Origin of the sequence: Limosilactobacillus frumenti DSM 13145 (assembly GCF_001436045.1) — a bacterium.
GTDB lineage: Bacteria > Bacillota > Bacilli > Lactobacillales > Lactobacillaceae > Limosilactobacillus > Limosilactobacillus frumenti.
The window spans coordinates 345,646-365,837 of record NZ_AZER01000016.1 but is presented as its reverse complement, the minus strand read 5'-3'; the positions used below and the strand labels follow the sequence as shown (position 1 = coordinate 365,837).

The following is a 20,192-nucleotide window of genomic DNA, read 5'->3' as shown; positions in this document are numbered from 1 at the left end:
ATTATATTGGCTCAGTTAGCACAAGTAATTGTTGATGTGCCAACGATGCAAACCAATCAACCCTACAGTTACCAGGTTCCACCAGAACTGGAGAATCTTATTCAGAAGGGGATGCGGGTAAGTGTTCCGTTCGGCAAGGGTTCTCGGCAAGTACAGGGCTTCGTGGTCGGCCTTGATCAGCCAACAGACTACCAGGGTGAGTTAAAACCCATTAGTGCTTTGATGGACTTGCAACCAGTCTTGAATCCTGAATTACTTGAACTTAGCCATTGGTTAGCTGACCATACATATGCTTTTTGGATTTCCAGTATTTATACAATGTTGCCCAATGCTTTGAAGGCAAAATCTAAGCGTCTCGTTATGCCAACAACTTCATTGCCAGATGATGAACGTCAACAACTCTTCGGCGACCAGCCAATGTTGGACTTGGCAACCGTTCAGGACCAACCAACCGTGGTTAGTCATCTACTGAGACTTCGTCGCCAGCACCAAGTTAAAATTGAATACCAATTGACTGACCGGGCGCGGGCAAAAACCATGTTGGCAATTCGTCCGGTGCTGAATTTTGAACAATTAGAAAATGAACGTCAGCTGTTGAAAGCTAATGCGCATGCCCAAAATGCCTTGTTGTCCTATTTGGAAACGATCCAAAATAAAACGGTTCTTCAAACTACGGCGGAACAAACAACGGGATTATCTTCCGCAATCTTCAATACCGGGGTCAAAAAAGGGTGGCTCGAAAAATTATCTGTCGAAGTGTACCGTCAACCGCAGTCGCAATCACAGTTGCCGGATGATCACCACCTGCAAAAGCCTTTGCAACTGAATGATGATCAGTCAGCCGCGGTTAAGCAGATCAACCATAGTATTGACCAGCAAGAAGCAACAACTTATTTGTTAGAAGGGGTTACCGGTAGCGGAAAGACAGAAGTCTACCTGCAATCAATTGCGAAGGCCCTTGAAACAGGGCGAACGGCCTTAATGCTGGTCCCCGAAATTTCTTTGACCCCGCAAATCGTGAACCGGGTAAAAGCCCGTTTTGGTTCCACTGTTGCTGTCCTGCATAGTAGTTTATCCGTGGGTGAACGGTATGATGAATGGCGGCGGATTGAACGTGGTGAAGCAAAGGTCGTTGTTGGTGCGCGGTCCGCTATTTTTGCCCCCTTGACCAACCTTGGTTTGATCATTCTCGACGAAGAGCACGAAAGCAGCTACAAACAGGATGAATCGCCGCGTTATCATGCTCGCGAGGTTGCTAAATGGCGTAGTCGCTATAACCATGCCACACTAGTTTTGGGTTCTGCCACTCCTAGTTTGGAAAGCCGTGCTCGGGCAATGAAGGGTGTTTACCAATTATTGCGTTTGCCTCACCGGGTGAATAAGCAGCCCTTGCCACCAATCCAGGTAGTAGACATGCGGGAAGAAATTAAGCAACGCGGTGAAAGTAACTTTTCCGCGTCATTGCTCAATAAGCTAAATGACCGTCTTGCTCGTCATGAACAGAGTATTTTGATGCTCAATCGGCGGGGATTCTCGTCATTTATGATGTGTCGTGATTGTGGACAAGTACTTAAATGCCCTAATTGTGATATTTCACTGACGATGCACCTTGATAGTCATACGATGAAGTGTCACTATTGTGGCCATGAAGAACCAATTCCCTACCGGTGCCCAAACTGTGGTAGTCGCGAGATTCGCTACTACGGGACCGGGACAGAAAAAGTCGAACGCGAGCTGAACCAACTTCTTCCCCAAGCGCGGGTGATCCGCATGGATGTTGATACCACCCGTCGGAAGGGAATGCATGAGAAGCTCTTACGGCAGTTTGGTCAAGGTCAGGCTGATATACTGTTGGGGACGCAGATGATTGCGAAGGGCCTTGATTTTCCCAACGTTACTTTGGTTGGGGTTCTTAATGCTGACACTGGGCTGGGCCTTCCTGATTTTCGGGCTAGTGAACGAACCTTCGACCTATTAAGTCAGGTAAGTGGTCGAGCTGGTCGAGCCAACAAGCAGGGTGAAGTCTTGATTCAAACCTTTAATCCCGACCACTATGCGATTCGCTATGCTCAGGCCAATGATTACGAAGGCTTCTTCAAACGCGAAATGGCCCTTCGTCACCAGGCTTCATACCCACCGTATTATTACACAGTGCGGATTATGGCTTCTCATCCTGACGAAGCAGTGGCAGCGCGTGTAGTAACCCGATTACACCAGTTGCTGCAAAAACGACTGTTGCCTTCAAGCATCATTTTAGGACCCACGCCTCGACCCATTGCGCGGATGAAGCGGCGCTATTATTATCAAATTGTTATTAAGTATAAACGTGATCCAGGATTACATGCTGCGCTATTCGATATTTTGCAATCGACGCAGAGTAGAGGGTTTAACGATGTTCAGGTAAGTATTGATCCTGATCCACAATATTTCATGTAAAGAGGGAGTTAATGAATATGTCAACTTCAATTGTATTTATGGGAACACCGGAATTTGCGGTGCCAATTTTAGAAGCATTGGTTGCTGATGAACGATATGATGTCAAAGCAGTACTGACCCAGCCAGATCATCGTGTTGGCCGAAAACATGTTCTAACCGCTTCCCCAGTAAAGCAAGCGGCGGTAAAATACGATATTCAAGTGTTACAACCAGCCAAGTTGGGTGGCAGTGAAGAAATGCAAACCATCATTGATATGGAACCTGATTTGTTAATCACAGCGGCATACGGTCAATTCTTACCTACCAAATTATTAAATGCTGCGCAAATTGCTGCTATCAATGTCCATGGTTCATTATTGCCGAAGTACCGCGGAGGAGCACCGGTCCAGTACTCAATTATTAATGGGGATCCGGAAACTGGAATTTCCATTATGTACATGGTCAAGAAGATGGATGCTGGGGACGTGATTGCTCAGCGTGCCATTCCAATTACCAAAGATGATGATAACGGGACGATGTTCCACAAATTGAGTCTGCTTGGTCGTGACTTATTGATGGACACATTACCAGACCTTATTTCCGGTAATGTTCACCCTACGCCCCAAGATCCTGATAAGGTTACATTCTCACCTAATATTTCTAGTGAGCAGGAACGGATTGACTACCGGATGCCTGCTGACCGGATTGACGATAAGGTTCGGGGCTTGCGTCCGGCACCAATCGGTAACATGGTCATCGATGGCCTGCGGACTAAGATTTACGATATCACGCCATTGGATGAGAAGACTGACCGAGAACCAGGTCAAGTCGTGCACTTAGGAAAACACCAGTTGGTACTTGCTGCTGGAGATGGAACAACTTACCAGATTAATAAGCTCAAGCCAGCTGGTAAACCAATGATGGATATCACTGCTTATCTTAACGGTCACCAAGACCTGCACGAAGGAGGACAAGCAGTTACTGATGACTAACTTTAACCCGACTAATGCCCGTGAGCTCGCCTTTTATGCCTTAGACAAAGTGCGCGCCTCACAGGCTTATTCTAATTTACAGGTGGATTCGTTACTTAAGAAACATCCTCTGAATTCTGCTGATCGCGGTCTGATGACAACGATTGTTTATGGCACTCTCCAACACCAGCTGACTCTGCAGTACTGGCTACAAGAGGTGGTAAACCATCGCCAAATTGATTCTTGGGTGGAAACCTTGTTATTAACGGCCCTTTACCAATACCACTATCTGGAACGGGTTCCAAATTGGGCAATTACTGATGAAACAATTAAAATTGCTAAGTATCGCGGTAATCCGGGCATTCGCAAGTTCGTTACCGGCGTTTTACACGCCGCTTTACGAGTCGGCTGGCCAGATTTTTCATCGATTCAACCGGATGTGAAACGCTTATCAATTGCGGCGAGTGTTCCCGAATGGTTAGTGGCGGAATTCGTTAAAGAATATGGCCAGGAGAAAGCCGAATCAATTCTGAGGGCTATTAATGAACCAGCGCATGTCTCCGTGCGGGTTGATACGACAAAGATGAGTGTTGACGAGGTGCAAAATGAATTAACCAATGAAGGTGTCTCGACACACCCTAGTCCGATTGCACCTGAATGTCTGATTGTGGAAGCGGGTGAAGTGGTCAATTCTTCGTTATTCCGTAATGGCCAAATCACCATTCAAGATGAAAGTGCCTCACTTGCTGTGGATAGTATGGATGTGCAACCTAGCGATCATGTTCTCGATGCTTGTGCTGCCCCGGGCGGTAAAACTGTACAAATTGCAGCCCGGCTGTCATCAACTGAAGGTGGGGCTGTGGACGCCCTCGATATTCACCAACATAAGGTGCGTTTGATTGAGCGAAATGCTAAACGTATGGGGGTTAATGACCGGGTCCATGCCCACACCCTTGATGCTCGTAATGTAGATCATCAATTCGCTGATCAGACGTTTGACAAAGTCTTGGTCGATGCCCCATGTAGCGGAATTGGTCTCTTACGACGTAAACCAGAGATTCGTTATACAAAGACCCTCTCTGATAGTCAGCACCTGCACAAAATTCAGTTAGCAATTTTGAATGCAGTTGCCCCAAAAGTAAAAAAAGGCGGTATAATCACATATAGCACGTGCACGATTTTGCAGGAAGAAAACGATCATACGGTTGATCAATTTTTGCAAGGACATCCAGATTTTGTGCTGGTTAAAACGTCCACGACACGGGCTATTAAAGACGACCGTCACTCAGCAACTCTAACAATTTTACCGAGTGACTATGGTTCCGACGGCTTCTTCATCAGTAGCCTTCAGCGAAAATTGTAGAAGGGATTTACATTAAGATGAAAATTGCTTATCAAACAGATATCGGTCAACAACGACACCAGAATCAAGATCGCGTTGCTACTTATGTTGACGCATCTGGTCATCAGTTAATGATCGTGGCCGACGGAATTGGTGGAAACCGGAGTGGCGATGTTGCCGCGGAAATGACGGTTGATCACCTAGGTCGCCAATTTGAAGTGGCCTCACCAACTGCTCCACTGGAAGCAATTCGGTGGTTTGCACGTGAGGTCCAATTAATCAATGACGAAATTTTAAAAAAATCAAAAACAAACCCGAAATATCAGGAAATGGGTACGACGATGGTTGCTGCAATTGCCTTTGATGATGAATTAGTTGTTGCAAACATCGGTGACAGTCGTGGCTACTTGTTACATGATCAAACTTTTTCACAGGTAACGGTTGACCACTCATTAGTAAATGAATTAGTTAATAGTGGCGACATCACGGCTGAAGAAGCAAAGAATTATCCGCAGAGTACCATTATTACCCGGGCAATCGGTGTTTCAAAGGATGCGCGGATTGAAGTAAACCGGTTTAAAATTGAAACCGGTGACCAGCTATTATTATGTTCAGATGGTCTTTCTAAAATGGTCTCTGACCAAGAAATTCAGACTATTTTACAATCAAATATTGCGATGACGGAGAAGTGTCATCAGCTTATTGCCAAGGCAAACGATGCTGGCGGTCCGGATAATATTACTGTCCTGATTGGGTTTAGAGACGACCAGGAGGGTTAAATATGAATCCTGGATACAAAATTGGAAAAAGGTACAGGATTATTCGCACACTCGGTGAGGGTGGTATGGCGAATGTTTATTTGGCGCACGATGAAGTCCTTGATCGTGACGTTTCAGTTAAATTATTACGATTAGATTTACGGGACGACCCTAATACGCAACGGCGCTTTGAACGGGAAGCAATGGCGGCAACCCAATTAAACGACCCGCATATCGTTGGGGTTTATGACATTGGTGAAGAACATGGCATGCAGTTCATGGTCATGCAGTATGTGAAAGGTACCGATCTGAAAGCATATATTAAACAACACTTTCCGATTCCATTGCCGCAAGTAGTTGACATCATGGAACAGGTACTGTCTGCTGTAGAAACAGCGCATGCGCATGGTATTATTCACCGTGATTTAAAACCACAGAATATCTTAATTGATGAGAATAAAAATATTAAAATTACGGATTTTGGGATTGCTATCGCTGCCTACCAAGATTCTTTAACGCAGACTAATACCTTGATGGGCTCTGTTCATTACCTGTCGCCTGAACAGGCACGGGGAAGTATAGCTACCAAACAGTCAGATATTTATTCTTTAGGAATTATCCTTTATGAATTGCTAACGGGAACGGTCCCATTTGAAGGAGAAACGGCGGTATCAATTGCCCTAAAGCACTTTAGGGATGAGATTCCTTCGGTTCGCAACAAAAACCGCGCTATTCCACAAGCACTGGAAAATGTGGTCATTAAGGCAACTGCCAAAGATCCCGCTGACCGTTATTCTTCTGCTAAAGAAATGGCGGACGATTTGCGGACCAGCTTGGATCATAGTCGGGATAATGAACCGCGATTAACGTTTAATCATGATGATGATGGTGAAACCAAAGTAATTGAACTGCATCATGATGCTAAGCCGAGTAAGGAAGAACCAAAGGAAAACCATGAGGAGCAGAAGCAGCCGAAGCGGTCTCACAAGATCACGATCGCCATTAGTTCGGTTGTCGTTTTAATTGCTGCTGCCTTTGGTGGCTGGTGGTACTTTGGGCGAACCGTTGTTACCCCAGATATTGATGGTAAAAGTGCGACTCAGGCGGAGCGGGTTTTAAATGCTCACCACTTGCAAGTTGGTAAAATTACCCATCAGAACAGCAGTACTTATGGGAAAAACCAGGTTATTTCTAGCTCACCAGATGCTTCCAGCAAGGCGCGAATTGGTAGTCGGGTGAACCTGGTCGTATCCTCTGGTGTTACTAAATGGACGATGGCTGACTATGTCGGTAGTGACTACGATTCCGTTGCTTCTAACCTGCGTGACAAGGGTTTTAAAGTTGAAAAGAAGACGGTTTACTCTGACAAAGTGGAACCTGGACAAATTATTAAGCAAAATTATGCAAAGGGAAAAGTCGTTAAAACTGCTAACCAAACTGTCTTAAAGTTTCGGCCGGGAAGAAACCAATTAAGGTTCCTAACTTTAAAGGTCAAGATATTAGTGCGGTTCAAGACTTCGCTAATAAGAACAAGTTGCAGTTGACCACCCAAGAAAAGAAGTCCAAGAAGGTTGCAGACAACCACGTGATTACCCAGGAACCGAAGGCGGGAACAAAGCTGACCCATGGCGATACTTTAACCGTCACGGTTGCTGATTCTGGTAGCAATACTAAAGTGACAAATATTCAGATTAATATCCCGTTTGATGGCAATGGTGGCAAACAAGAGAACCGTGTTCAGGTTTACATCAAAGATGCTCAACATAACCTGACAATGGAATATCAAGATATCACGATCAACCAGGAGGCCACTATCAACGTGCCATTTACGTTACGACGTGGCGAAATGGGTGCTTACCGGGTGGTTCGAAATGGTCGGACGATTATGAGTGCAACAAACATTACCGCTTAAGTTGAGGTGTAAAGTGAAAACAGGAATTATCCAACAGTCATTAAGTGGCTTTTATGATATCTTAGCTGACGGTCAGATTTATCGAACCCGGGGGCGGGGAAATTTCCGTGCCCGGAAGATTAAACCGATTGTCGGTGATCGCGTTGAATTTGAAGATGGTTATCTCTTAAAAGTACTACCTCGTAAGAACCAGCTAGTGCGGCCTCCAGTAGCAAACGTTGATATTGCGGTCGTTGTAACAGCGGCTAAGCAGCCGGTTTTTTCAACGAACTTGTTAGACCGTCAATTAATCGCTTTGGCAGCCCAACAAATTGAGCCAATCATCTTTTTCTCCAAGACTGATTTATTATCAGCCGCTGAATTCCAATCACTGAAGGAAACTGCTGCTGGTTACTCAGCAATTGGCTATCGGGTCTTAATTAATCGGGATCCATTTGCTTCATCGTCATTAGAACAGTTGACAACCATGTTAAGGGACCATATTGTGACGATGATGGGTCAAACGGGGGCTGGTAAATCCACTTTGCTGAATCATTTAGCACCTGATTTACACCTTGCCACTGGTGAAATCTCGATGGCCCTCAAACGGGGTCGTCATACTACCCGGAAGGTCAGCCTACTAAATGTTAATGGTGCATGGATTGCCGATACTCCTGGCTTTTCGTCTTATGAGACCTTCAATATGACGGTAAACGAACTTCCTAGTCTTTTTCCTGAAATGGTGAAGATGAGTGCCAATTGTCGTTTCCGTGGCTGCCTTCATCTGAAAGAGCCAAACTGTGCCGTTAAAGAAGCGGTGGAAAATGGTATAATCATGAAGAGCCGTTATGAAAACTATGTTCAGTTTCATAACTTGATCGCTGCCCAAAAACCAAATTATAAGAAATGAGGAATTAGTTATGATTAAAGTTGCTCCATCAATTTTGAGTGCTGATTATGTCAACCTGCAGTCAGATATTGAAAAGGTTGATAAAGCTGGTGCTGAATACCTCCATATCGATGTCATGGATGGTTCATTTGTTCCTAGTATTTCTTACGGACCAGGATTTGTTAAGGCTATCCGTCCGATCACCAAGATGACTTTGGATTGCCACTTAATGGTTCAAAATCCTGAACATATTCTGCCAGCCTTTATCGATGCTGGTGCGGACATCATTGGTGTTCAAGTGGAAGCAACCCAACACATTCACCGTGCTTTACAAATTATTAAGAACGGTGGCGTAAAGGCGGAAGTTGTGATTAATCCAGGAACGCCAGTTGCCATGATCGAACCTGTCCTACACATGGTGGACCAAGTCTTAGTGATGACTGTTAACCCTGGCTTTGGTGGTCAAAAGTTCCTTCCAGAAACGGTTGATAAGATTGCCCAATTAAATGAACTGAAGAAGAAGCACGGCTATGACTTTGATATTGAAGTCGATGGTGGGGTCAACAATAAGACTGTTGTTGACTGCTACAAGGCTGGAGCAACAGTTGCAGTTGCTGGTTCATATGTCTTCAACGCTGACGACCCTGCTAGTCGTGTTCAAGCTTTGAAGAATGCTACTAAATAATATAATCAGTTAGCGGAGCAATGATGATTAATCACGGCCCCGCTTTCTTTTTGGAGGAAATAGCATGCGCGTTAACTTAATGGTCGGTGGGTCAGTAGAGCTTATTCCAAAGCAGGAAGTTCAAGATCGGCAACACGAAAACTGGATCGGTGTTGATCATGGGGCCACTTGGTTAATTCAACACGGAATCGTTCCCCAGAGTGCTGTCGGCGATTTTGATTCAACCGATGCAGCAGAATTTACGACAGTTCGGCAAGAAATTACTAATATTAAGAAACTACCAACGGCTAAGGACATGACTGATACCCAGGCAGGCGTTTTGACAGCAATTAAGCAGTTCCAACCTGACCAGATTGACATTTTTGGGGCCACAGGGGGACGGTTAGACCAATTACTAGCGAACCTGTACTTGCCCCTGCAGGATCAGTTCAAAGATTACCTACCGAAGATTCGCTTTATCGATCGTCAGAATATTGTTTCATATTATTTTCCGGGTACGTACACGCTGCGTCGTCAGCCCAAATTTAAGTACCTGGCCTTTGTTAACTTGACCCCAGTGGAGGATCTGAATTTGGTAGATGAAAAGTATCCGCTCCATCACTGGTCATCATTAATTCCGTTTTCTTGGTCGAGCAATGAGTTTGCCGGAGATGAAAATCATTTTTCATTCCGGAAGGGAATTGTTGCAGTGATTTTATCTGGTGATTGGCCGCTCCACTAGGGCAATTAGGCCTGTCAAGGAAAATTACTTGAAAGAAAAGTATTGCATTGTGCTGGTTGCTATGGTAAATTATTCAAGTGAGTTACAACGCATTTTGCGTGAACGAAATTAACACAGATGAGAAGAGGAGGGTACCACCAATGGCTAAAGATTTTATCAACGGTAAACGGACGCGCTTCGGTAACAAGCGTTCTCACGCCCTTAACTCAAGTCGTCGTAGCTGGAAGCCAAACTTGCAAAAGGCCACTATTTTGGTTAACGGCAAGCCTAAGAAGGTTTACGTTTCAGCACGTACACTGAAGTCCGGTAAAGTGACTCGGGTTTAATTAAACCAAAACAAGTCGTCCTTTGTGGACGGCTTATTTTTTATCCAAAATAGTATCTGTTGTTGACTGTAGTAGGACATGCCTTTTTTGAGGTCAGGTGCTATGGTATGATATCATTAGTTTGGTTAGCCATATTAAAGTTGAATCTAATGTGGCCGGTGCAACCGTTTCTCAAATATGTGTTGCAATGAAGTGATTAACTAAGCTAGCTCAGTGCTAGTTACGCCTGTATTATGAAATAGTATAAGGAGGCCATTTCCATGGCAGTAAAAATTAAGACAAAATCTGGCATGATTGATATTGATAATGATGTCATTTCATCAGTTGTTGGTGGAGCTGCTACTGATAACTATGGTGTTGTCGGCATGGCCAGCCGAAATCCTGTCCGTGATGGTGTAAACCAAATATTACGCCGTGAAAATTACGGTCGGGGAGTTGTTGTTCGCCAACAAGATAATGGGGTCGCCGTTGATGTTAACATCATTGTTAGCTACGGTACAAAAATCTCAGAAGTTTCGAAGAGCGTTCAAGCTAAGGTAAAGTATAATCTAGAATCGATGCTTGGCATTACTGCTAATTCTGTGAACGTCTGCGTTCAAGGAGTTCGCTCAGTAGAAGATTAATGGCATAGCAGGAGGAAAGATAATTGGCTGTAACTGAAATTACAAATTTAGAATTTGGCAAGATGGTTCAAGCTGCAGCAAGCAAGCTTAGTTCCAAGGCTGAATTCATTAATTCATTGAACGTTTTCCCAGTTCCTGATGGGGATACTGGAACTAATATGACATCATCCATGCAAAGTGGTGCCCAATATGAACGTCGTGAAAAGAGCACGAAGGTTGGGGACCTATCTGCTGCATTAGCAAAGGGCCTTCTGATGGGTGCTCGTGGTAACTCTGGTGTTATCTTGTCACAAATCTTCCGCGGCTTTGCAAAGGCAACGGAAGGAAAAGGTACCCTTTCTGCTGCGGATTTTGTTAATGCCTATGCTAACGGAGCGAAGACTGCATATAAGGCTGTTATGAAGCCAACTGAGGGAACAATTTTGACGGTCGTCCGTGAATCTGCTCAGGAAGGCCTTAATCAGCTGAAGAAGACTGACGATTTAGTCGAGATTATGCATGCTATTTATGAAGCCGCCGATAAGGCATTACAAACGACCCCTGACTTGTTACCAGTTCTTAAAGAAGTCGGCGTGGTCGACTCTGGTGGACAAGGCTTAGTTTTCGTCCTTCAAGCGTTTGACGAATCCCTGAGTGGCAAGAGTGTTGACGAAGGCGAAGATTACAAGCCTGACAATGCTGAAGTTGATGAAATGGTTAACGCATTAGACCACCAAAGTGTCCAAGGGAAGCTTGATCCTGCTGATATCAAGTACACCTATTGTACTCAAATGCTGGTTCGACTTGGCAAAGGTAAGCAAGTCAAGCAAAAGTTTGATTATGACACTTTTTATAATTACCTTGCCAAAATGGGCGACAGTCTGTTGGTCTTAAACGATGATTCCGTTGTTCGTGTTCACGTTCATACTGAACACCCTGGTGAGGTCCTTTCTTGGGGACAACAGTTTGGTGACCTTCAGACTATCGAAATTCATAACATGGTTTGGCAACAAGAAGAAATCATGGAACATGACGAAGAGGTCGCAGATGAGCAAACACCAGTTGAAAAGGCCCGTGCGAAGGAAGAAGCAAAGCCACAAACTGATACTGCTGTGATCGCCGTTGCTTCCGGAGATGGGATTGTTAAGTTGCTGAAGAGTCTGGGTGTTACGAACATCATTTCTGGTGGTCAAACGATGAACCCAAGTATTCAAGACATCGCTGACGCTATCAACAATAGTGGTGCCAAGAAAGCCCTCGTATTACCGAATAACGGCAATATCTTTATGGCCGCAGACCAGGCAGCTGAAGTTGCTGATATTCCAACTAAGGTTGTTCATTCGAAGACGATTGCGCAAGCCATGACTGCGCTGCTGGAATACAATCCGGAGCAATCATTAGAAGACAACCAAAAGAATATGGAAGCCAACCTATCAACTGTCGCTTCTGGTGAAGTTACGAATGCTGTTCGTGATACCACTATTGATGGTCGTTCGATTAAGAAGGACGATTACATGGGAATCGTTGATGGCAAGATCGTTACAACTGATCCGGACATCAAGACTGCCGCTATCAATATGGTCAAGGATATGCTGGATGAGGACAGTGAAGTTGTCACAATCCTGGTTGGTCAAGATGGCAATCAAGAAACGGCCAAGGATATTCAAGCAGCGGTTGAAGAAGTCGATGATGAATTAGAAATCGAAATTTATGATGGTGGACAACCAGTCTACCCATACTTAATTTCAGTAGAATAGTTACTTAGCAATAATCGCTATTCTCGCGAGGGGTGGGAGAGTCAAATGGACTTCTTTCCACTCCTTTATTATTTAAAAGGAGGGATCGTCATTGAAGAGTTTACAAGACTCGGTTGCCGAACTAAAGGGTGTTGGGCCCAAGCGGGTTGCTGACCTGGCGACTTTAAACATTGATACAATTGAAGACCTCCTGACATACTACCCAAGTCGGTACGATGACTTTACCCCGACAGACTTAAGTACCGCGAAGGATAAACAGAAAATTACTTTGAAAGGTCAAATCGTTTCGGAGCCGCTGTTTACCCGCTTTGGCTACCGGCGAAACCGTCTCAGTTTTCGTATTCGGGTTGGCCAACAAGTTGTAATGGTTACTTTTTTCAACCAGCCCTACCTTAAAAAGCAGGTTGAAATGGATCGTCAAGTGACTGTCATGGGAAAATGGGATGCCCGCCGCCAACAAATAACGGCTAATAAACTGGTGACTACCGCAAGTAATAAGGGCAACGAATATGGGGCTATTTATCCAGTTAATAAACATATTCGCCAGGGAACACTTCGTTCACTAATCCGTCAGGCATTTGAGGATTATCAGAACGTTATCCCTACGTTATTGCCACAATCGTTACGTGATCACTATCGTTTGATGGACCGTCGTCAAATGATTAAGGAAATGCACTTTCCAGAAGATGCCGCGATGGCTAAGGCTGCCCGCCGTACCGCTACATACGAGGAATTTTTCCTTTTTCAACTACGATTGCAAGCGATTCGACGAGTTCACCAACGCGAGGACGGCACCCGGATCCTATATCACAACGACGAAGTCAAACAGTTTATTGCCGGACTTCCATTTGAACTGACGGACGCCCAGAAACGGGTAGTCAATGAAATTTGTCGTGATCTCCGCTTGCCATATCAGATGAACCGCCTTCTCCAAGGGGATGTTGGTTCTGGTAAAACCGTTGTGGCCGCGATCGCAATTTATGCGACGATTACTGCTGGCTATCAGGCTGCTCTAATGGCACCCACCGAAATTTTAGCGAGTCAGCATGCTGAAAAGTTAGCCAAAGTTTTTGCGGGCACCCATGTTCATGTGGGTCTGCTGACGGGTTCTCTGACTACTAAACAACACCGTGAATTGCTGACAGCAATCAAGCGGGGTGACATTAACCTGATTATTGGTACCCATGCCTTGATTCAAAATGATGTTCAATATGCCAATCTGGGCCTGGTGATCACAGATGAACAGCACCGCTTTGGGGTTAACCAACGTCAACAATTGCGGGAAAAAGGTGAACATCCGGATGTCCTAGCGATGACAGCGACGCCAATTCCCCGGACTCTTGCGATTACAACGTACGGGGAAATGGATGTTTCGGTAATTGACCAACTGCCCGCGGGTCGTAAGCCCATTCAAACGAAGTGGATTCAAGGTAAAAATACCAATGAGGCGCTTCATTTTCTCCGGGATCAATTATCTTCGGGAGCACAGGCTTATGTCGTTAGCCCATTGATTGAAGAGTCGGAATCACTAGATGTCCAAAACGCTACCGATCTTTACCAGCAACTAGCTGCATATTTTGAACCAAATTATCAGGTCGGTCTCCTTCATGGTCGGATGAGTGGGGACGAAAAGGATGCCGTAATGGACCAATTTAAAAATGGTCAGATTCAGGTCTTGGTTTCTACTACTGTGGTTGAAGTCGGGGTTGATAATCCCAACGCGACCGTGATGATTATTTATGATGCTGATCGCTTTGGTCTGGCTCAGTTGCATCAGTTACGGGGTCGGGTTGGTCGTGGCCAGCGACAGAGTTATTGTTTATTAATTGCTGATCCCAAAACTCCAGAAGGCAAAGAACGGATGAAAACGATGGTCGCAACCACTGATGGTTTCCAAGTTGCGCAAAAGGATTTGGAATTACGTGGATCAGGAGACATTTTAGGGGATAAGCAATCAGGCGTTCCTGACTTTAAGGTTGGCGATCCCGTGGGTGATTTAAAGATTCTTCAAATTGCCAGAGAAGATGCAGCCAATTTGCTTGCCGAGCCGCATTGGGACGCGTATGATGATAATCAACCATTAGTGTTATATTTGAAACGTCATCAATTAGAAACACATTTCGATTAGAACGGAGGAAATAAGTAATGAAAATTGCTGTTGATGCAATGGGTGGTGACAACGCCCCACAAGCAGTTGTGGAGGGTGTTGAAGCTGCACGTGATCTTTATCCAGATTTAGAGTTTGATTTATATGGGGATCCTAGCAAAGTTGAACCTTTGATTAATAATTCGGACCGGATTCGGATGATCAAGACGACAGAAGAAATTAGTATGGGCGAAGAACCAGTCCGTGCCATTCGTCATAAGAAGGATTCTTCAATTGTACGTGCTGCTCGTGCCGTTAAGGAAGGAAAAGCGGATGCCTTTTTATCTGCGGGCAATACGGGAGCTATTTTGGCAGCTGGTTTATTCATCGTGGGCCGGATCAAAGGGATTGACCGTCCCGGCCTCACCAGTATCTTGCCGATCACTAAACCAGGTGCTAAGCGGCATAACTTCGTCTATTTGGATAGTGGGGCGAATGCCGAATCGAAGGAAAAGAACCTTGTCCAATATGCTTATCTTGGTAAGTTCTATGCGGAACAGGTTTTGGGGGTTGCTAATCCCCGGATTGCGCTGTTAAATAATGGTGCGGAAGAAGATAAGGGTGATAAGTTCCATAAGGCAGTTTGGCAGCAATTAAACGCCTTAGATGACCTTAACTTTATTGGTAATGTTGAATCTGGCGATCTTTTGTTTGGCAAAGCTGATATTATTGTTAGTGATGGTTGGACTGCCAATGCAGCTTTGAAAGCTACTGAAGGAACCGCCAAGATGATCATGAGTGTCCTTAAAGATGGGATCCTGCATGGTGGGTTGCGTGCTAAATTAGGTTACCTGTTACTGCATCCTGTTTTTCACCGCATTGGTCAGAAGATGAACACTTCTACTTATGGTGGTGCTGTTCTACTTGGCTTGAAAGCGCCAGTTGTGAAAACTCATGGTGCCTCAGATTCTGTTGCGGTCAAAAGTACGATTAGCCAAATTCGGACGATGTTGAAGACCGGCGTCATCGAAAAGACGGTTGAATTCTTTGATCCAGAAGCTAAGGTAGACAAGCCAACAAAAAACGCCTAAAATAGTAGCGAAATAGTAAAGAGAGGTAAACAACGATGGCTGATGATAAGAAAAAAGAAATCTTTAATAAGGTTTCCGAGATCGTTGCCGATCACTTTGATGTTGACCGTGCAAAAATTACCGATGAATTGAACTTAAAAACTGATTTAGACGCTGATTCCATTGATTTCGTTGAATTTGTCCTTGAATTGGAGGACACGTTTGGTGAAGAAATTGATGATGAAGATGCTGAAAAGCTCAGTACGATTGGTGAAGTTGTCGACTACATTGCCGAACATACCGCTGATTAATTATTGATTAATGTCCGCGATGAAGGCTATACTTTATCGCGGCTTTTTGTATTTATCTAGAAAGGGAGTAATGACAATTAAGGAGTTACAAGACTACCTGGCCAAGGAATTTGATATTCATTTTGACAATCCAGATTTACTGGCGGAAGCATTTACCCAGGCTTCTTATGTTAATGAACACCCTAATCAGGGCCTTAAGTTCTATGAGCGAATCGAATTTCTTGGCGATGCCGTGTTGGAATTAATCGTTTCAGAGTATATTTATAAACGTTATCCAGAGCTGCCCCAAGGGAAATTAACCCGGCTGCGTGCGGCGATGGTGTGCGAAGACAGTTTCTCGAAGTTCGCTAAGGAATGTCATTTTGACCAGTACATTCGTTTAGGCCACGGTGAAGAATTGGCAGGGGCTCGTCAGCGTCCTGGTCTCCTCTGTGATATTTTTGAATCTTTTGTGGGCGCATTGTATTTAGATCAAGGTCGTCCAGCAGTGGAAAAGTTTGTTCGGCGGGTCATTTTCCCCAAGTTGGACATGGGTTGGTTTGACCATGCGGTTGATGCGAAGACTAGTTTGCAAGAATTCTTGCAACGCAATGGTGATGTCAAGATTGAATACCACCTGCTTTCTGAATCTGGTACGGAAAATGAACCAGTTTTCAAAGTTAATGTTTCCGCTAATGACAAAGTAATCGGTGAAGGGGTTGGCTCTTCGAAGAAGCATGCTGAAATGCAAGCTGCGGTTCAAGCTCTTCATAAATTACGGGCCCAACAAAACTAATAACGAGTGGTTAACGAATGCAATTATTATCTTTAACAATTGATGGTTTTAAGTCTTTTGCCCAAAAGACAACAATTAAATTCAAACCAGGGATGACCGGCATTGTGGGTCCTAACGGGTCTGGTAAGAGTAACATCATCGAAGCAATTCGCTGGGTAATGGGTGAACAATCAGCCCACCAATTACGTGGTGATAAGATGGCAGACGTGATTTTCTCTGGTTCAAGCTCGCGGGCACCACTGAACCGGGCGTTAGTTTCGATTACTTTTGATAATAGTGACCACTATCTGGCTAGTGATTATACCGAATTAACGATCACCAGAAAGCTGTACCGGAATGGTGATAGTGAGTACCTTGTCAATGATCAGCCGGTCCGCTTGAAAGACATTGTGGACCTATTTATTGATTCTGGTCTTGGTCGGGAATCATTCTCAATTATTTCTCAGGGTCGGATTGAATCCATCTTTAACGGAAAACCACTTGATCGGCGAGCCATTATTGAAACGGTTGCCGGAGTGGCTAAATACAAAAAAAACAAGGATGCCGCTGAGAAAAAGTTAGCGACGACCATGGATAATCTTCACCGGGTTAGCGATATTGTCAGTGAATTAAAGTCCCAGATGGAACCATTAGCCGACGAAAGTGCCCTGGCGGAGGATTACCTGGAACAAAAGGGCCAATTCGACTTGCTAGATCGGACCCAAACTGTTCGGTCGTACGATCAACACCATGACCAGCTGACCAAACTAACCAAGCAATTAGCTGATAAGAAGCAGTTGGAAGAAAAGTATAATCGCGAAGTCACAGTGTCTAACCAGGAACTTCTTAAGTTCAAGCAACGCCAACAACTGCTTCAGGGAACAAAGGACCAGTTGCAGTCCAATATTCTAGAACACACGGAAACCATTGCTAAGCTAAAAAACCAGCAGTCCGTGGCATCCGTTCGTAAAGAACAGCAGGAGGCGGAGCAACAGCGGTTGACTGACCAATTAGCAGCCCTCCAAGAGCGACGGGACCAACTCCAGCGCCAACTTGCCGATGCTAAGCAGGCGGTTAATAAACAAAAGGCCGCCATTGCTGACCATGAAAAAGAACTGACGGCTGCTCAGCAAATGACGGGTGAGGAGCGAATTGCGCAATTAACTGATCAGTTGAAACAAAAGCGGTCCCACCAAGTGGAATTAATGCAGACGATTACTAACCTGCAGAACCAGCAAAACTTCCTTAAGACGAACCATGAGCAAGCTCTTCACAGTCAACAGCAAAGTGCAGATGAAAGTAAGCAGTTGACGGCCCGCCTGAAAGCAGCCCGTGATAATGCACAAGCGGCGCAAGCCAAGGCTGACCAGGCGGAAAAGGCTGCCAAGCAACTGGGGACGCAACTGACAGAAAGCAACCAGCGGCGCAGCCAGTTACAACAACAATACAGTGATGCTCAGCGAAAGTGGTATCAAGCGTTGGGGGATGTCCATTCGACTCAATCGCGAATTAAGAACTATCAATCAATGCAAGATGCCTACGCGGGTTATTACCAGGGCGTTCAGTTTGTTCTTAAAAACCGGTCCCGGTTTCCAGGATTGGCAGGGGCCGTTAATGAACTTTTGACGGTGCCTAAACGTTATACGACGGCGATTGAAACTGTGCTGGGGAGCCAACTGCAACAATTGGTTGTCGACACTCAGACTACTGGTAAAGATATTATCCACGCCCTTGTTCGTCATCGTGCTGGACGGGTTACAATTCTACCGTTAGATTCGCTCAGCCAACGGCGTTCTAGTAATGTCTTTCAGCAACTATCGACAATGGTCGGTTATCTTGGCCGGGCGGCAGACCTGATTAAGTTTGCTCCGCGTTACCAGATTATCGTTGAACACCTGCTTGGCAATACGGTGGTTGCCGATAACCTGGACAATGCGACGGCTATTGCGCGAGCTGGTCATCATTATGTCCGGGTAGTTACCCTTGACGGTCAGTTGATTAACGCTTCTGGCTCCATGACTGGTGGGGCTAACCGTCACCAGAGAATGGGCTTGCTGTCCCAAAAGCAGTTAGCTGACCAATTGGAAGCCACGTTGAAGGAACAACAGACGACTGCTTCTCAGTTAGAACAAGAGGTCGCTAAATTACATCGCGCTCAGTCAGCCAATGATCAGGTTAACCAGCAACTGCAGAGAAAATATACTGCTCAACAGGCTGATATGCATGCTATTCAAAGTAAGTTGCAGATTGCAACCAGTCAGGTGCAAACCCTCGAACGACAATTGAAGGCTGTCGAAGAACAAGCTGCTCAACAACAATCGCAACACGCTGATTATGAGGAGCAGGTCCAGTCCCTGGTTAAACAAGCTGATAATGCACAAGCTGAATTTGACCAGAGCAAGGATCAAATTGCTCACATGGAGCAACAGATTCAGGAATTGCAAACGAACGCATCAGCCCAAAATGAGCAGTTACATCAGATGCAAGAATGGCTAGCGGTGGCTAAGGAACGGTTGCAACAACTTCAGCAGCACTCCCAAGAATTACACCATCAAGATGGTGATTTGGCAGTTAATGTTGATCATCTGCAAGAACAATTAGCTCAACTCAAGACGGCCTTGAATAACCACCAGGCTGATAACCAGTCGGCGGCAACCGTTTTGGCAACAACAGAGGAACAACTTCAGTCTGCTAAGAAAGCTTTACATGAAAATGGTTCTGAACTGGCCAAGCTGACAGCTAAGTTAACCGCTGCCGAAGACCACCATGACCGCTTAGTAGGGTTGCAACGGGCTACCTTAAATGACGTAAACGACGTCAATTCGCAAAAGGTCAAGTGTGAAGCCAAGATGGACAACCAACTCAACCATTTGAGTGAGCAGTATTCCATGACCATCGATGAAGCTCGTCAGAAGTTATCTGATCTGCCGGATGATCAATTAAAGATCAAGCTCAAATTACTCAAGCGGGGCCTGGCCGACCTTGGTGAAGTTAATACTGGTGCGATCGAGGAATACAAACGGGTGAAGGAACGTTATGACTTCTTGACTGGTCAGCAAAACGACTTGTTGGCCTCACGGGAACAATTACGGACCACCATGAACGAGATGGATGACCAGGTGAAGGACCGCTTCTCAACGACTTTCAAGAAGGTTTCGAAGGCTTTCAACGAAACGTTTCAGCAGATCTTTGCTGGTGGGCAGGCAAAGTTAGTCCTCACCGATCCAGACGATTTTTTAACCTCTGGGGTGGACATTATGGCCCAGCCGCCTGGTAAAAAGAACCAGCGGATGAGTCTCCTCTCTGGTGGTGAAAAGGCACTGACGGCGATTACCCTTCTTTTTGCCATCCTGAAGGTGCGCCCAGTACCGTTTGCTATCCTAGATGAACCAGAAGCAGCCCTGGATGAGGTCAATGTCCAGCGGTTTGCTAATTACCTCAGCCACTTTGGGACGGATGGCCCACAATTTATCGTGATCACTCACCGGAAGGGAACCATGATGAATGCCAACGTTCTGTATGGTGTCACTATGCAGGAGTCCGGAGTTTCCCGGATGGTCTCCGTCGATGTGGTTGATGCTTTGGAAAATGAAGACCAAGATTAACATGAAAGA

The 20,192-nt window shown here is 45.2% G+C and carries 15 protein-coding genes and 1 pseudogene; all 16 read left to right on the top strand.

Translation table 11 applies throughout. The features are described 5' to 3' along the window. Positions 1-6 precede the first annotated feature (6 nt). Positions 7-2,436 carry a primosomal protein N' gene (gene priA / locus FD27_RS06295; protein ID WP_057751189.1) on the top strand — a complete coding sequence of 810 codons (2,430 nt, stop codon included), beginning with the start codon at positions 7-9 and terminating at the stop codon, positions 2,434-2,436. Positions 2,437-2,453: 17 nt separating this feature from the next. Continuing rightward, complete coding sequence (fmt, locus tag FD27_RS06290; RefSeq protein WP_057751185.1) at positions 2,454-3,407, top strand: methionyl-tRNA formyltransferase; 954 nt, start codon at positions 2,454-2,456, stop codon at positions 3,405-3,407. After that, on the top strand, positions 3,400-4,749 hold the full coding sequence (rsmB, locus tag FD27_RS06285) for a 16S rRNA (cytosine(967)-C(5))-methyltransferase RsmB (protein ID WP_181577912.1): 1,350 nt from the start codon (positions 3,400-3,402) through the stop codon (positions 4,747-4,749). The genes fmt and rsmB overlap by 8 nt, the downstream gene beginning before the upstream one ends. A 17-nt stretch (positions 4,750-4,766) precedes the next feature. Next, complete coding sequence (locus FD27_RS06280; protein WP_057751179.1) at positions 4,767-5,507, top strand: Stp1/IreP family PP2C-type Ser/Thr phosphatase; 741 nt, start codon at positions 4,767-4,769, stop codon at positions 5,505-5,507. A 2-nt stretch (positions 5,508-5,509) separates the two neighbouring features. Next, positions 5,510-7,398, top strand: a pseudogene (gene pknB / locus FD27_RS06275) (Stk1 family PASTA domain-containing Ser/Thr kinase). Between the two features lie 13 nt (positions 7,399-7,411). Beyond that, positions 7,412-8,287, top strand: coding sequence for a ribosome small subunit-dependent GTPase A (gene rsgA, locus FD27_RS06270; protein WP_057751175.1), 876 nt, complete (start codon positions 7,412-7,414; stop codon positions 8,285-8,287). A 10-nt stretch (positions 8,288-8,297) separates the two neighbouring features. Beyond that, positions 8,298-8,951 carry a ribulose-phosphate 3-epimerase gene (gene rpe / locus FD27_RS06265; RefSeq protein ID WP_057751172.1) on the top strand — a complete coding sequence of 218 codons (654 nt, stop codon included), beginning with the start codon at positions 8,298-8,300 and terminating at the stop codon, positions 8,949-8,951. 64 nt (positions 8,952-9,015) lie between these two features. Continuing rightward, on the top strand, positions 9,016-9,672 hold the full coding sequence (locus tag FD27_RS06260; RefSeq protein ID WP_057751169.1) for a thiamine diphosphokinase: 657 nt from the start codon (positions 9,016-9,018) through the stop codon (positions 9,670-9,672). Between the two features lie 140 nt (positions 9,673-9,812). Continuing rightward, positions 9,813-9,998 carry a 50S ribosomal protein L28 gene (rpmB, locus tag FD27_RS06255; protein ID WP_047768929.1) on the top strand — a complete coding sequence of 62 codons (186 nt, stop codon included), beginning with the start codon at positions 9,813-9,815 and terminating at the stop codon, positions 9,996-9,998. Positions 9,999-10,258: 260 nt separating this feature from the next. Continuing rightward, the gene (locus FD27_RS06250) at positions 10,259-10,621 is read left to right on the top strand and encodes an Asp23/Gls24 family envelope stress response protein (protein WP_057751166.1); all 363 of its coding nucleotides are present in this window, start codon (positions 10,259-10,261) and stop codon (positions 10,619-10,621) included. A gap of 23 nt (positions 10,622-10,644) precedes the next feature. Then, entirely contained in the window at positions 10,645-12,357 is a 1,713-nt protein-coding gene (locus FD27_RS06245) for a DAK2 domain-containing protein (RefSeq protein WP_057751163.1), read from the top strand. A gap of 91 nt (positions 12,358-12,448) precedes the next feature. Then, a complete protein-coding gene (gene recG, locus FD27_RS06240) occupies positions 12,449-14,485 on the top strand; it encodes an ATP-dependent DNA helicase RecG (RefSeq protein ID WP_057751160.1) in 2,037 nt (678 codons plus the stop codon). Between the two features lie 17 nt (positions 14,486-14,502). Further along, positions 14,503-15,534 (top strand): phosphate acyltransferase PlsX, encoded by a 1,032-nt coding sequence (plsX, locus tag FD27_RS06235; RefSeq protein ID WP_057751158.1) that lies wholly within the window; start codon positions 14,503-14,505, stop codon positions 15,532-15,534. Positions 15,535-15,569: 35 nt separating this feature from the next. After that, a complete protein-coding gene (acpP, locus tag FD27_RS06230; protein ID WP_057751155.1) occupies positions 15,570-15,824 on the top strand; it encodes an acyl carrier protein in 255 nt (84 codons plus the stop codon). A 70-nt stretch (positions 15,825-15,894) separates the two neighbouring features. After that, positions 15,895-16,599, top strand: a complete 705-nt coding sequence (gene rnc, locus FD27_RS06225) for a ribonuclease III (RefSeq protein ID WP_057751152.1) — start codon at positions 15,895-15,897, stop codon at positions 16,597-16,599. 17 nt (positions 16,600-16,616) lie between these two features. After that, positions 16,617-20,183, top strand: a complete 3,567-nt coding sequence (smc, locus tag FD27_RS06220; RefSeq protein WP_057751147.1) for a chromosome segregation protein SMC — start codon at positions 16,617-16,619, stop codon at positions 20,181-20,183. Positions 20,184-20,192 lie beyond the last annotated feature (9 nt).

What these genes read in the sequence shown, in the direction of transcription:
- fmt (WP_057751185.1), top strand. Translation starts at nt 2,454, where the DNA reads ATGTCAACTTCAATTGTATTTATGGGAACACCGGAATTTGCGGTGCCA.
- rsmB (WP_181577912.1), top strand. Translation starts at nt 3,400, where the DNA reads ATGACTAACTTTAACCCGACTAATGCCCGTGAGCTCGCCTTTTATGCC.
- FD27_RS06280 (WP_057751179.1), top strand. Translation starts at nt 4,767, where the DNA reads ATGAAAATTGCTTATCAAACAGATATCGGTCAACAACGACACCAGAAT.
- rpe (WP_057751172.1), top strand. Translation starts at nt 8,298, where the DNA reads ATGATTAAAGTTGCTCCATCAATTTTGAGTGCTGATTATGTCAACCTG.
- FD27_RS06260 (WP_057751169.1), top strand. Translation starts at nt 9,016, where the DNA reads ATGCGCGTTAACTTAATGGTCGGTGGGTCAGTAGAGCTTATTCCAAAG.
- rpmB (WP_047768929.1), top strand. Translation starts at nt 9,813, where the DNA reads ATGGCTAAAGATTTTATCAACGGTAAACGGACGCGCTTCGGTAACAAG.
- FD27_RS06250 (WP_057751166.1), top strand. Translation starts at nt 10,259, where the DNA reads ATGGCAGTAAAAATTAAGACAAAATCTGGCATGATTGATATTGATAAT.
- plsX (WP_057751158.1), top strand. Translation starts at nt 14,503, where the DNA reads ATGAAAATTGCTGTTGATGCAATGGGTGGTGACAACGCCCCACAAGCA.
- acpP (WP_057751155.1), top strand. Translation starts at nt 15,570, where the DNA reads ATGGCTGATGATAAGAAAAAAGAAATCTTTAATAAGGTTTCCGAGATC.
- rnc (WP_057751152.1), top strand. Translation starts at nt 15,895, where the DNA reads ATGACAATTAAGGAGTTACAAGACTACCTGGCCAAGGAATTTGATATT.
- smc (WP_057751147.1), top strand. Translation starts at nt 16,617, where the DNA reads ATGCAATTATTATCTTTAACAATTGATGGTTTTAAGTCTTTTGCCCAA.